A 13,309-nucleotide genomic window follows, 5' to 3' on the forward strand; every position below is an offset into this window, starting at 1 on the left:
ATCAGTTGGTCTTGGGGCGAACCTGGATGTGAACTTCGGCCAGCTGCGCGTCGACGATCGGCGACGGCGCGTCGGTCATCAGATCCTGTGCACCGGTGGTCTTCGGGAACGGGATGACGTCGCGGATCGACTCCGTGCCGGCCATCAGGGCGGCGATGCGGTCGATGCCGAAGGCGATGCCACCGTGCGGCGGCGCGCCGTAGTTCAGCGCGTCGAGCAGGAAGCCGAACTTGGCGCGGGCCTCTTCGGCACCGATGCCCAGCAGTTCGAAGACCGCACTCTGCATGTCCGGACGGTGGATACGGATCGAACCGCCGCCGATTTCATTGCCGTTGAGCACCATGTCGTAACCGCGCGAGACAGCGGTACGGGCGTTGGCGCGCAGGTCGGCGATATCGTCCACGGCCGGTGCGGTGAAGGGGTGATGCAGGGCGACGTAGCGCTGTTCTTCCTCGTCCCACTCGAACATCGGGAAGTCGGTGACCCACAGCGGCGCCCAGCCGTCGGCGACCAGGCCGAAGTCCTTGCCGGCCTTCAGGCGCAGCGCGCCCATGAAGTCGGAGACCTTGTTGTAGCCACCGGCACCGAAGAACACGATGTCGCCGTTGCCGGCACCGACATGGGCCACCAGCGCGGCGAAGCGCTCTTCGCTGAAGAACTTCTGGATCGGCGAGCTGACTTCGCCGTTGTCGGCGATCTTGATGTAAGCCAGGCCCTTGGCGCCGTACTTGGCGGCATGCGCGGCGTACTCGTCGATCTGCTTGCGGCTCAGCGACGCGCCGCCCGGGATGCGCAGCGCGGCGACGCGGCCTTCGGCATCGTTGGCCGGGCCGGTGAACACCGGGAACTCGCTGTCCTTGACCAGTTCAGCCACATCGACCAGTTCCAGCGCGATGCGCAGGTCCGGCTTGTCCGAACCATAGCGACGCATCGCCTCGGCCCAGGTCATGCGCGGGAAGCTGGCATCCAGCTCGACATCGACCACCTCCTTGAAGATGGCGCGGATCATGTCCTCGACGAAGTCCTGCACGTCGCGCTCGCGGACGAAGGCGAACTCCATGTCCAGCTGGGTGAATTCCAGCTGGCGGTCGGCGCGCAGCGCTTCGTCGCGGAAGCAGCGCGCGATCTGGTAGTAGCGGTCGAACCCGGCCACCATCAGGATCTGCTTGAACAGCTGCGGGCTCTGCGGCAGGGCGTAGAACTCGCCCGGGTGCATGCGCGCCGGCACCAGGAAGTCGCGTGCGCCTTCCGGGGTGGCCTTGGTCAGGATCGGGGTCTCGATGTCCTGGAAGCCCTTTTCGTCCAGGTGGCGGCGCAGGGCCTGCACCAGCTTGATGCGGGTGCGCTGCATGCGCTGCATTTCCGGGCGGCGCAGGTCCAGGTAGCGGTACTTCAGGCGGGTTTCCTCGCCCGGGTTCTCGTGGGCGTGGAACGGCAGCGGCGCGGCCTTGTTCAGCACGGTGATGGCCGTGGCGATCACTTCCACCTTGCCGGTGCGCATCTTGTCGTTCACCGCGTGGCGGGCGCGCACGACGCCTTCCACCTGCAGTACGTCCTCGTAGCCCAGCGACGCGGCCACGGCGAACACTTCGGCGTTGTCAGCCTCCACGGTCACCTGCACGATGCCTTCATGATCCCGGAGATCGATGAAGCAGACGCCGCCCTGGTTACGGGCCACGTCGGTCCAGCCGGCGAGGGTGACAGTCTGGCCAATCAGGGTCTCGTCGACCAGGCCGCAGAAGTGGGTACGCATGGGGGGAAGCTCCGCTGGAGAACGCCGGCACCGGATGGGGGCCGGAAAGCCTCGTATTCTGCGGCCGAGGCCCCGGCCGGGGCAAATCCGGGCAGTCACACCGGCTTGATCGCCCCGGTCCCTATAGTCGGGCACCTGCCACCGTATGGGATGCCGCCATGAAATCGTTGTCCCTGGCCAGCCTGGCCGTGACCCTGAGCACGCTGGCCGTGCTCGCCCTGCCCTCTGCTCCGGCCGCTGCGCAGGACGGGGTGATCCGCTGCGAAAGCCAGAACAACCGTGAACGTGTCTGCAGCACCGGCTGGCGCAATGCGCAGCTGGTCCGCCAGCTGTCCGGCAGCGCCTGCGACGAGGGTCGCACCTGGGGCAGCCGCAATGGCAGCATCTGGGTCAGCAACGGCTGCCGCGCCGAGTTCGTTGAAGCCCGCGGCGGCTGGGGCGGCGGCAATGGCGGTGGCTGGGGCGGCAACAACGGCCGTCCCGGCGAAACCATCCGCTGCGAGAGCCAGAGCAACCGTGAGCGCAGCTGCCCGGTCGGCTGGCGCAACGCCCGCCTGGTCCGCCAGCTGTCCGGCAGCCCCTGCGACGAAGGCCGCACCTGGGGCGTGCGCAACGGCGCGGTCTGGGTCAGCAACGGCTGCCGCGCCGAGTTCGCCGAGGCCCGCGGCTGGGGCGGCGGCGGCGGTGGCTGGGGCGGCGGCAACAGCAATTATTCGATCACCTGCAGCAGCAACAACAACCGCACGCAGAACTGCGACTGGGATGAGCGCCAGGGCCGGCCGGTGCTGCAGCAGCAGCTGTCCGGCAGTGCCTGCCAGGAAGGCCGCAGCTGGGGCTATTCGCGCGGCCAGGTGTGGGTGAGCAACGGCTGCCGGGCGCGCTTCGGCGCGCGCTGAGCCCCGCGGTCGGATCCCTGGCCGACGGCCAGGGCTCTGACCCCGGTCAGGTATCCCGCATGCCCGCATGGCGTGGATCTACCGGGGATCTTTCCGGGGTCAGGGTGCGGGTGCCTTGTCGTCGCCCCACGGTGGCGGCGGCAGGTCGACCGGCCTGCTCAGGTCGAACTTCACGCGGAAGCGCCGGCCTTCCGGTCGCGTCAGTTCGTAGACGAAGGTCTGGTCCGGATCGATTTCCATCGCCCAGGTGTTGAAGGTGGAGGCCCGCATGTCGGCACGACGGAACATCGCCACGGAATCGGTGTCGGCCGGGAACTGCTGCCGCTCGGCGGTGCCCGGCGGCGTGCTGTCGCCGCCATAGAGGGTGATCGCATCGGCGCTGCCATCCGGGTGGCGATGATCGTGCTTCAGGCGCAAGCCATTTTCGGTACGGGTCAGCACCCACGTGCGCGAATGGTCATCACCAACATGGAAGGGGATCCGCAGCTCATGGGCCGGGTCGGCACAGCCGCGCACATGCATGACCAGGCGCTGGCCGGCGAACGGGTCCTTGCCGGTGGGTGCCGGCGTGTCCTCCACCACCCGGCCCTCGAAGGCCTGGCCGCAATGCGCGGCGATGGCCGCCATGAAGGCATCGGCCGGTGCGGTCGCCAGATCATGGGCGACCGAATCGGAACGCTGCGAGCAGGCAGCAAGGGTGAGCAGGAGGGCGGAAGCAGCAGCAACGGCAGGCAGTTTCATGCCCCCAACCCTAACGACCCGGGCCGGTGCGCGCAAACCCTGCGCACCGGCCACGTCACCTCATCGGTGCAGCCAGACCTCGCAACCGCCGATCTCCTGCTTCTGGCCACCGGCGGCATAGCGGCGGATGATCTCCGCCTGCCACTGCATGCGTTCGGGGCTGCTTCCCACCTGGCTGGGGCAGTTGACCAGTGCGGCCAGCGGCAGCCCACCCAGCGCGGCGTCGTCGGCGGCCAGCGACGCGAGCACCTCGTCCGACGCCCAGTCTGGAATCATCACCGCGCGGCGGCCGGAGAAGTACGGCAGTTCGGAGGACCAGTCCTGCCCGAACGCGACCACCACGCCCTGCGCCGTCGTGCCGGTACGGATGACCTCGGCGATCTGCGAAACCGCTGTCGGCTCGCGCGCTTCCCTGATGTCCTTCAGCGACTTCACCAGGCCGAAGCCCACCGACAGCACGCACAGGACGATCGCCAGCGCGACGCCGCGGCGCGGCTTGCCTGCCGCTTCGGCCGCCAGCACCGTCGACCACAGCACCAGGCCGATGATCGAGGTGGCGAACACGATGTTGGCCGCCTGGTAGTAGGGATGGGCGATGTGCAGGTTGGTGAAGACCAGGAACGGCGCCAGGTAGGCCAGCAGCAGGATCCCCACCGCTGCGCGCGTGCGCTTCTGCCACAGCCCGGCGATGACGAAGATGAGGAAGATCCAGTTGGAGCCGATCGCACCGGAGAAGCGCTTCTTGAACACCGTGCCCCACCAGGTGGCCGGATCCAGGCGCTGCTGCAGGGTGCCGTAGTTCCAGGTGGACAACGCATCGGAGGTGATCTGCCGGCCCAGCGCCGACTGCGCCTTCAGCGCGTCGGCATGCTGCAGCCACAGGGTGAGCGTGGCCAGCACGGCAAGTGCGGACAGGCCACCCCAGAACAGCAGGCGCCAATGCTGCCGCAGCCACTGCGGGCGCGAGCCATGTTCACGCAGCGCCAGCCACAGGAAGGCCAGCGCAACGAACGCGGCAAAGCCGAAGAACGAGGTGACCTTGATGGCCGCCGACAGCACCGCGGCGACGATGGCAACCACGCCCACCCACGCGCGCGGCTGGCTGCGCAGGCGCGCCATCGCCCAGACAAAGAGCAGGCCGAAAAACACGGCGCTGGACTCCATCATCACCGAGCGCCCCCAGAACTGCGCGTACGGCGAGACGGCAAACGCGCCGGCCACGCACAGCGCCAGCGTGCGGTCGGGGCGCCACGCCAGCAGCGTGCGGTAGACCAGCCACACGCAGCCGACATGGAAGAGCGCAGACACCAGGCGCCCGCTGTTGTCGGCGCTCATGCCGGTGAGGCTGGACAGCAACGCCGCCAACCACTGGTAGAACGGGAATTCGAAGGGAATCGACCAGGGCGCGCCCAGCACCGGGGTCACGTAGTCCAGCCAGGGGCCGCCGCGCAGCAACCAGTCGATCGACAGTGCAGTCTGCGTCTGCCGGAAACCGGAGGCATCGACCGGGGGCATCGACCAGCTGCAGGACAGCAGGATCAGCAGCGCGGCCGCCGAAAACCACAACAGGATCTTGCCCGGCAACAGGCTGCGGTCTGGGTTGCTTTCCTGGGTCACGCCTGTTGCTCCTGACAGTGGCCGCCCACGGCAGGGCGCGCTTCACGGGCGCGCAGTGTCTGCGTTGGCGCACCGGAGTGCAAGCCGCTGCACGCGGCTGCGGCTCAGCCCGGCGGTGGCAGTGGTGCCTTCAGCGGCTCGGCATGGCCGCCGTCGGTGGCCGCGACCGGTGCGATTTCGCCCTCGCCCGCAGGTTCCTGCTCGACCGGATCGACGTCGAACGGCGTGCGGAACACCAGCGACGGCAGCAGCGTAGTCAGTGCGGCGTACAGCAGCAGCGCGCCGAACAGCACCGCCGGAATCTGGAAGCGCTCGCGCATGATCGCCGCCAGCACCAGAGTGAAGATCAGGGTCGGTGCCAGCGCCAGCGAGACGCGCAGGCTGCTGCGGAAGCTCTCGCCGAACATCACCCGGCGCTGCAGCCAGACCACGCCGATGCGCAGCGGCAGTACCACCAGGGTGATCACGATGCCCAGCCCCAGCGCCTCGAAACTGAGGGCTTCGCTGGGCACCTTGGTGCCAGCGTTGAAGAAGTAGAACGGCACGAAGAACGAGGCGAACAGGCGCAGCGCGTGCAGGTTCTCGTGCGAGGCCAGCAGCGGCATGCGCTGGTGCAGCAGGCGCGCGACCAGGCCGGCGATGAACGCGCCCACCAGGTAATACACGCCCAGCAGATAGGTGATGTACGCCGCCACCATGCCCACCATCACCAGCAGCGAGAACTCCGAGCCCGGCGCGTGCGGCGCCACCCAGCGGCCCAGCGCGATGAACAGCAGCGGCAGGCCCACCATCATCGCCAGCAGGGCCAGGCTGGACAGCGCCATGTGGCCCGGGTCGCCGGCCTGCAGCACGATGAACAATGCCGCCAGCGCCAGCAGTTCGCCGGCGATGGCCTTGCTGGTGACCCAGAACCGCTCGTCTTCGCTCAGGCCCAGCCGCGAGAGCGAGTCCATGATGAAGCCGGTGGACGGTGTCAGCAGTGCCAGCGCCAGCAGTCCGGCCGCCTGCCACGGCAGGCCCGCGTAGCGCCAGGCCAACCAGCCGACCCCGAACAGCGTGGCACTGCGGATCACCAGATGCGCCAGCAACGGCCACATGCCGCGCCGCAGCGCCTGCAGATCCACCTCCAGGCCTGCGAACAGGAACAGCGAGGAAATCCCCAGCGTGGCCAGCAGGCCGATCACCGCGTCATGCGCCTGGTCGCCCAGCCACAGCATGCCGATGATGCCGAACAGCAGGCAGGTCAGCGGTGCGGGCAGGCTGAAGCGCTGCAGCGCGCGCGGGATCACCAGCAGCGCGAAGATCAGCAGCAGGTAGATCAACTCATGGCTCATCGGGGTCTTCCGTGGGGTTCGAACGCGCGCAGGATGCGCGTGCCCGACCGATCCGGCAAGCCATTTCGAATGACCCCGGTTACCTCATCCAATCATTGCATCGGCCAGCGCGCCCACCCGTGCAAGCACCGCTGCGCGCTGGTCGTCATCGACCGACGCGCCCTGCAGATAGGCGGTGACCACCCACGCCGCGCCGCCCGCATGCGGCCACAGCACGGCGATGTCGTTGCGCGTGTCATCACCGTTGCTGCCGGTCTTGTCCCCCACCCGCCAGCGCGTGCCCAGCCCGGCGCGCAGGCAGGCATCGCCGGTCTGGTTGTCGATGAGCCAATCGGCGAACTGCTGGCGTGATGCAGGCTGCAGGCCATTGCCCACCGCGAAGCGGGCCAGGCTGGTGGCCATCGCGGCCGGGCTGGTGGTATCGCGCGGGTCTCCCTTCACGAACAGATTCACGTCCGGCTCGTTGCGGTCATTGCGGGTAATGCTGTCGCCCTGCCCGCGCAGGAATGCCGTCAGCGCCGACGGCCCGCCCACCACCTCCAGCAGCAGGTTGGCCGCCGTGTTGTCGCTGGTGGTCAGCGTGCCCCGGCACAGGTCGCGGACAGTCAGGTCCTTGCCCACATGGCGGCGCGCCACCGGGGCGTAGGACAGCAGATCCTTCCCGGCGATGGGCACACGGGTGTCGAGCGAAACGCGGCCTGCATCGGCAAGGCTCAGCACATGGGCAACCAGCAGCGACTTGAAGGTGCTGCACATCGGGAAGCGCTCATCCTGCCGATGCCCGCCGATGCGACGGCCGTTACCGGTATTCAGCACGGTGACGCCCAGGCGGCCACCGCTGGCTTTCTCCAGCGCGGCGAAATCGGCGGCGCCGGCAATGGCGGCGGGTATGCCGGACGCTGGGGAAACAGCTCGCGCCAGCGCCGGGGCAAGCAGCGAGGAAGCAACGGCAGCACCACTGAACTGCAGGAATCGGCGACGGGCGAGCATAGGGGTTCTCCTGGTGACCGCTCGATTATTGGCGCCTCCCCTGCGACCGACCAGCGCGAAAAATCAGGGCAACCCATAAGTTGAATTCATGCCTGGCGCGATCAACTGTTTGAGATTTACGAAATTCCTCATTGAACGGGTAGGATCAGCCATCACCCTGGCTCACGGCTCTCCGATGCTGCACCCCACCCTGCCACTGAACGCGCTGCGTGCGTTCGAGGCGGCCGCCCGCCACCAGAACTTCACCCGAGCCGCGCTGGAGCTGTGCGTCAGCCAGGCCGCACTGAGCCACCAGATCCGGGGCCTGGAAGACCGGCTCGGCATCCGCCTGTTCCATCGCCTGCCGCGCGGCGTGGCGCTGACCGACGAGGGCGCGGCGCTGTATCCGGTGCTCAACGAATCGTTTGAACGCATCTCCGCCAGCATTGCGCGCTACACCGGCGGGCCGGCCCGGGAAGTACTCACGCTGGGCGTGGTCGGTACCTTTGCGACCGGCTGGCTGCTGCCACGGCTGGCCGCGTTCGAGGCGGCGCACCCGGACATCGAGCTGCGCCTGCAGACCCACAACAACCGCATCGACCTGGCCGGCGAAGGGCTGGACCTGGCGATCCGCTTCGGTGATGGCGACTGGCAGGGACAGGCCTGCACGGCGATCCTGGATGCCCCGTTCGCGCCGCTGTGCGCACCGGCATTGGCGCGGCGGCTGAAGCAGCCGCGCGACCTGGCCACACTGCCGTTGTTGCGCTCCTACCGCAGCGACGAATGGCCACGCTGGCTGCAGGCGGCCGGCGTCAGCGGTGTGGAAGCGCGCGGGCCGGTGTTCGATTCCTCGCTGACCGTGGCGATGGCCGCCGCAGGGGGAGCCGGCGTGGCGCTGCTGCCCCTGCGCATGTTCGAGCAGGAACTGGCCGAAGGCCGCCTGCTGCAGCCGTTCGGCACCACGCTGGAGCTGGGCCGCTACTGGCTGACGCGATTGCGTTCGCGCGCCGAGCGCGAGCCGGCCAAGCGCTTCCGCGAGTGGCTGCAGGCGCAGGGCGCGTAGGTAGTGTACCGCTGGTACAACCCCTGGATCCTTGTGAGCGCATCGCGCTGTAGAGGCCAGCACACTACCGATCAGAAAGAAACGGGGACGGAGGGGATTAAGTCGTTTGTGGCACAAACGACTTAATCCCCTCCGTCCCCTTTTTTGCGTGATCAGGACTCCAGCAGTTCCATCCACGTTGCCTCAGCTTTTTCCAGCTGCGCCGCGGTGGTTTCGCGGTCACGTCCGATCACCGCCATGCGGGTCGCATCGGCGTAGTTGGCCGGATCGGCCAGCTGGCGGTCGAGCTCGGCCAGCGCGCTCTCCAGTTCGGCCACCTTGGCCTCGGCAGCCGCCAGCTTGTGTGGGTTCACCGGCTTCTTCTGCACCACCTGCGCCACCGGTGCGGTCTTGACCACCACGGGCTCTTCCACCTGCTCCATGCGCGCCTTGGTGCCCTGCGCCTGCGGGCGGGTGCGCAGCCACGCGGCGTACGCGTCCAGGTCGCCATCGAACGGTTCGACCACGCCATCGGCCACGCGCCAGTAGGTATCGCAGACCAGGCCGATCAGGTGGCGGTCATGCGAGACCATCACGATCGCGCCTTCGAAGGTGGCCAGCGCTTCGGCCAGTGCTTCGCGCATTTCCAGGTCAAGGTGGTTGGTCGGTTCGTCCAGCAGCAGCACGTTCGGCTGCTGCCAGGCGATCAGCGCCAGCGCCAGGCGCGCGCGCTCGCCACCGGAGAAGCCATCAACCGGCTCGAATGCACGATCGCCCGGGAAGTTCCACTTGCCGAGAAAATCGCGGAAGGACTGGTTCGGTGCGTCCGGGGCGATCTCGCGGAAGTGCTCCATCGGCGATTGGCCTTCGTGCAGCGATTCCACCGTGTGCTGGGCGAAGTAGCCGATCTTCAGGTCCGGGTGCGCCATGCGCTCGCCGACGATCGGTGCGAGTTCGCCCACCAGGGTCTTCACCAGGGTGGTCTTGCCCGCACCGTTCGGGCCGAGCAGGCCGATGCGCTGTCCCGCTTCCAGGCCGAAGCCGACGTTGTGCAGGATCACCGCGTCCTTGCCGTAACCGGCCTCGACGTGGTTCAGGCGGATCAGCGAGAACGGCAGCTTGGCCGGCGGCGCGAACTCGATGCGGAACTCGCGCTCGGCGCGCACCGCTTCGGTGCCGGCCAGCTTGGCCAGGCGCTTCATGCGGCTCTGCGCCTGCGCGGCCTTGCTGGCCTGCGCCTTGAAGCGGTCGATGAAGCTCTGCAGGTGGGCGCGCTCGGCCTGTTCCTTCTCGTGCGCGATCTGCTGCTGGCGCAGCTGTTCGGCGCGCTGGCGCTCGAAATCGGTGTAGCCGCCCGGGTAGAGCTTGGCGCCGCCGCCGTGCAGGTGCAGGGTGTGGGTGGCCACGTTGTCGAGGAACTCGCGGTCATGCGAGATCAGCAGCAGGGTGCCCGGGTACTTCAGCAGCCACTGTTCCAGCCAGTACACCGCGTCCAGATCCAGGTGGTTGGTCGGTTCGTCGAGCAGCAGCAGGTCGCTGGGCATCATCAGCGCGCGGGCCAGGTTCAGGCGCACGCGCCAGCCGCCGGAGAACGAGGACACCGCACGGTGGTGCGTCTCGGCAGGGAAGCCGAGGCCGTGCAGCAGCTTGCCGGCACGCGCTTCGGCGTCGTAGGCCCCCATCTCGGCCATCTTGGTGTGCGCGTTGGCCACCGCCTCCCAGTCTTCGCGGGCAGTCGCCTCGGCCTCTTCGGCCAGCACCGCGGCCACCTCGGTATCGCCGCCCAGCACGAAGCTCAGCGCCGGATCCGGCAGCGACGGGGTTTCCTGGGCCACGCTGGCGATGCGCACCTTGCCGGGCAGGTCGACGTCACCCTTGTCGGCCTCCAGCTCGCCCTTCACCGCCGCGAACAGGCTGGACTTGCCAGCACCGTTGCGGCCGACCACACCTACCCGGTAACCGGCGTGCAGGGTCAGGTCGACATTGGACAACAGCAGCCGCTCGCCGCGGCGCAAGGCGAAATTACGAAGGGAGATCATCGGGGGAGGGGTCCATATAACCGAATGGAATGTGCTGGTGAGCACTGTTCCTGCGACGCAATTCTAGCGTTAACGAATACTTGACGCGTCCCGGGATGCGCAGTGGCCGACGTTCCTCTCTCCCACGTCCCCGCCGCGCGCGTCCCGGGGTCCCTTCCTGCCAGCGCTGATCCGGGCTAAATGGTTGCTGCTGCAACGTTTTTTCTGACGCCTGGCATTTGACAGGCACTGAATATCCCGTTAATTGCTGTATTGCGCACCGCAACAACCGCCGTCCGCCTCACGCTCGTGATGTCGATTCCGGTGCCGCCCCCGCCAACCGGAGCCCATCCCGATGACCCGCAAGACCCGCCTGATCGCCGCCGCCGTCGCTGTCGCACTCGGTGGCTCTCCGTTCGTCGCCGCTGCACAGCAGGCCGGCACTGCCGCCAACACCCTGGACACGGTGATCGTCACCGGCACCCGCGTGGCCGACCGTACGGTCGCCGAATCGCAGTCGCCGATCGACATCATCACCCCCGAGGTGCTGCAGTCCACCGGTACCAGTGAACTGGCCACCGCACTGTCGCGCGCCCTGCCCTCGCTGAACTTCCCGCGCCCGGCGCTGACCGACGGCACCAGCGGCGTGCGCCCGGCGCAGCTGCGCGGCCTGTCGCCGGACCAGGTGCTGGTGCTGGTCAACGGCAAGCGCCGCCACACCTCGGCGCTGATCAACGTCAACGGCAGCATCGGCCGTGGCTCGTCGGCGGTGGACATCAACGCGATCCCGATCGCCGCGATCGAGCGCGTGGAAGTGCTGCGCGACGGTGCCTCGGCGCAGTACGGCTCGGACGCCATCGCCGGCGTCATCAACATCGTGCTCAAGGGCAGCGGCAGTGGCGGCAGCCTGGCAGTGGACTACGGCCAGTACTCGGCCGGCGACGGCAACAAGTACCAGCTGTCCGGCGACACCGGCGTCGAGTTCGGCAACGGCCGCGGCCGCGTGCACGTGGCCGGCCAGATCAGCCAGCAGGACGAGAGCAACCGCGCCGGCCCGTACCGCGGCACCACGCCGAACACCGGCAACTTCCCCAGCATCGGCCAGAAGACCTTCATCGTCGGCGACCCGCGCGTGGATGCCACCGCGGCCTCGGCCAACGCCAGCTTCGACTTCAGCGACCACGTGACCGGCTACGCCAGCGCGCTGCTCAGCAACCGCGACATCACCTCGTTCGCCTTCTACCGTTCGCGCAACCACAGCGGGCAGAGCGCGCTGCTGGCGCAGACCTACCCGGACGGCTACGTGCCGGAGATCAACCAGTATTCCAAGGACCGCTCGCTGGTGGCCGGGGTCAAGGGCAACACCGACAACGGCTGGACCTGGGACCTGAGCCTGAACCACGGCGAGAACACCCTGGACTTCCACACCCGCAACAGCATCAACTACAGCCTCGGTACGACCAGCCCGCGCTCGTTCTACGACGGCACGCTGAAGTACCAGCAGGACATCTTCAATGCCGATCTGACCAAGTCGCTGGACTGGGGCCTGGCCTACCCGGTCACGCTGTCCTTCGGCGGCGAGTACCGCAAGGAGAAGTGGGACCAGAACCCGGGCGAACTGAACTCGTACACCGGCAGCGGCGCGCAGGGCTTCGCGGGCTTCACCCCGACCAATGAAGTGCATGCCGACCGCCACAACTACGCGGTCTACGCAGGCCTGGAAGCGGACCTGACCGAGAAGTTCTCGGCCGGCATCACCGGCCGCTACGAGGACTACTCGGACTTCGGCGACCGCTTCTCGGGCAAGCTGTCGGCGCGCTACGCGTTCACCGACAAGGTGGCGCTGCGGGCCACCGCCTCCAGTGGCTTCCGCGCGCCCTCGCTGGCCCAGCAGGGCTACCAGGCGGTGACCAGCCAGTTCCTCAATGGCGTATTCGTCGAGCGCGGCACCTTCCCGACCACCAGCCAGGCCGCGCAGGCGCTGGGCGCCTCGCCGCTGAAGGCCGAGACCTCCACCTCGTACAGCCTGGGCCTGGTGCTGCAGCCGGTCGATCGCCTGTACATCACCGTCGATGCCTACCAGATCGACATTGACGACCGCATCGCGTTGTCGTCCAGCATCACCACCAACGCGGCCACCAGCGCGCTGCTGGGCACCCTGGGCCTGCCGCAGGTGACCGCGTTCTCCTACTTCACCAACGGCCTGGATACGCGCACCCGTGGCGTCGACTTCGTCTCCAGCTACACCGTACCGTTCACCGCCAGCAGCCTGGAGCTGACCGCGGCCTACAGCTACAACGACACCGAAGTGCGCCGCGTCGGCGGCACCCCGGCGGTATTCGGTACGCTGGGCCTGACCCAGTCGCTGATCGGCCGTGATGAGATCGGTCGCATCGAGGACAGCTACCCGCGCGACAAGGCGATCCTGAGCGGCACCTGGCGTTCGGACCACTGGGAGCTGGGCCTGGCCGCCACCCGCTACGGCAAATTCACCGTGCGCAACTCGGCCACCGCGCTGCGTGACCAGACCTACGGCGACGCCTGGGTGGTGGATGCCTCGGCCAGCTACAAGCCGAGCAGCAACTGGACCCTCACCGTGGGCGCCGACAACCTGCTCGACAAGTACCCGGACCGCACCGAAGACCTGCAGAACTCCACCTTCGGCATGCTGCCGTACAGCAACTACTCGCCGTTCGGCTTCAACGGCGCGTATGTGTACGGTCGGATCAAGTACACCTGGTAAGCGGTACTGCCGGCCGCTGGCCGGCATACCCGGGCCGCGCCTGGAGGAGAGCCCCTTCTTGTTGAAGGGGCGCGCCGAAGGCGGGGTTGAGGAGGAATGCGTGGGCAAATCCGCCGGCCACGGCACGTGGCCGGCGGATTTGCCGTATCTGGCCTCATCGGTGAAAATCGGGATACCCCCGATTGCCTGCGAGTGC

9 protein-coding genes are annotated in these 13,309 nt (G+C 68.0%); 3 read left to right on the forward strand and 6 right to left on the reverse strand.

The annotated features are described in order from the left end of the window. Nucleotide 1 precedes the first annotated feature (1 nt). Nucleotides 2-1,753, reverse strand: coding sequence for an aspartate--tRNA ligase (aspS, locus tag NSQ78_RS16885; RefSeq protein ID WP_053505063.1), 1,752 nt, complete (start codon nucleotides 1,751-1,753; stop codon nucleotides 2-4). 158 nt (nucleotides 1,754-1,911) lie between these two features. Between aspS and NSQ78_RS16890 the strand changes: the two genes are divergently transcribed. Continuing rightward, nucleotides 1,912-2,649: a DUF3011 domain-containing protein gene (locus tag NSQ78_RS16890; protein ID WP_049465559.1), complete on the forward strand. Its 738-nt coding sequence runs from the start codon at nucleotides 1,912-1,914 to the stop codon at nucleotides 2,647-2,649. 99 nt (nucleotides 2,650-2,748) lie between these two features. Here the strand turns inward: NSQ78_RS16890 and NSQ78_RS16895 are convergent, their stop codons facing one another. The 4 genes from NSQ78_RS16895 to blaL2 form a co-directional block, all read right to left on the reverse strand. After that, complete coding sequence (locus NSQ78_RS16895; RefSeq protein ID WP_064239061.1) at nucleotides 2,749-3,390, reverse strand: hypothetical protein; 642 nt, start codon at nucleotides 3,388-3,390, stop codon at nucleotides 2,749-2,751. Nucleotides 3,391-3,450: 60 nt separating this feature from the next. Continuing rightward, nucleotides 3,451-5,007, reverse strand: coding sequence for a glycosyltransferase family 39 protein (locus tag NSQ78_RS16900; protein ID WP_064239062.1), 1,557 nt, complete (start codon nucleotides 5,005-5,007; stop codon nucleotides 3,451-3,453). 104 nt (nucleotides 5,008-5,111) lie between these two features. Next, nucleotides 5,112-6,341: a cation:proton antiporter gene (locus tag NSQ78_RS16905; protein WP_064239063.1), complete on the reverse strand. Its 1,230-nt coding sequence runs from the start codon at nucleotides 6,339-6,341 to the stop codon at nucleotides 5,112-5,114. An 84-nt stretch (nucleotides 6,342-6,425) separates the two neighbouring features. Continuing rightward, the gene (gene blaL2, locus NSQ78_RS16910) at nucleotides 6,426-7,331 is read right to left on the reverse strand and encodes a L2 family extended-spectrum class A beta-lactamase (protein ID WP_053461165.1); all 906 of its coding nucleotides are present in this window, start codon (nucleotides 7,329-7,331) and stop codon (nucleotides 6,426-6,428) included. Nucleotides 7,332-7,506: 175 nt separating this feature from the next. On the opposite strand from blaL2, the gene ampR reads away from it, so the two are divergent. After that, nucleotides 7,507-8,373 (forward strand): LysR family transcriptional regulator AmpR, encoded by an 867-nt coding sequence (gene ampR, locus NSQ78_RS16915; protein WP_049465574.1) that lies wholly within the window; start codon nucleotides 7,507-7,509, stop codon nucleotides 8,371-8,373. A gap of 152 nt (nucleotides 8,374-8,525) precedes the next feature. Here ampR and NSQ78_RS16920 read toward each other — a convergent pair whose 3' ends face one another. Next, nucleotides 8,526-10,391, reverse strand: a complete 1,866-nt coding sequence (locus NSQ78_RS16920; RefSeq protein ID WP_149901974.1) for an ABC-F family ATP-binding cassette domain-containing protein — start codon at nucleotides 10,389-10,391, stop codon at nucleotides 8,526-8,528. 334 nt (nucleotides 10,392-10,725) lie between these two features. Between NSQ78_RS16920 and NSQ78_RS16925 the strand changes: the two genes are divergently transcribed. Next, on the forward strand, nucleotides 10,726-13,113 hold the full coding sequence (locus NSQ78_RS16925; protein WP_064239065.1) for a TonB-dependent receptor: 2,388 nt from the start codon (nucleotides 10,726-10,728) through the stop codon (nucleotides 13,111-13,113). The last annotated feature ends 196 nt before the right edge of the window (nucleotides 13,114-13,309 follow it).

The sequence above is a fragment of the Stenotrophomonas sp. FSL W7-1447 genome, assembly GCF_037966425.1.
GTDB lineage: Bacteria > Pseudomonadota > Gammaproteobacteria > Xanthomonadales > Xanthomonadaceae > Stenotrophomonas > Stenotrophomonas pavanii.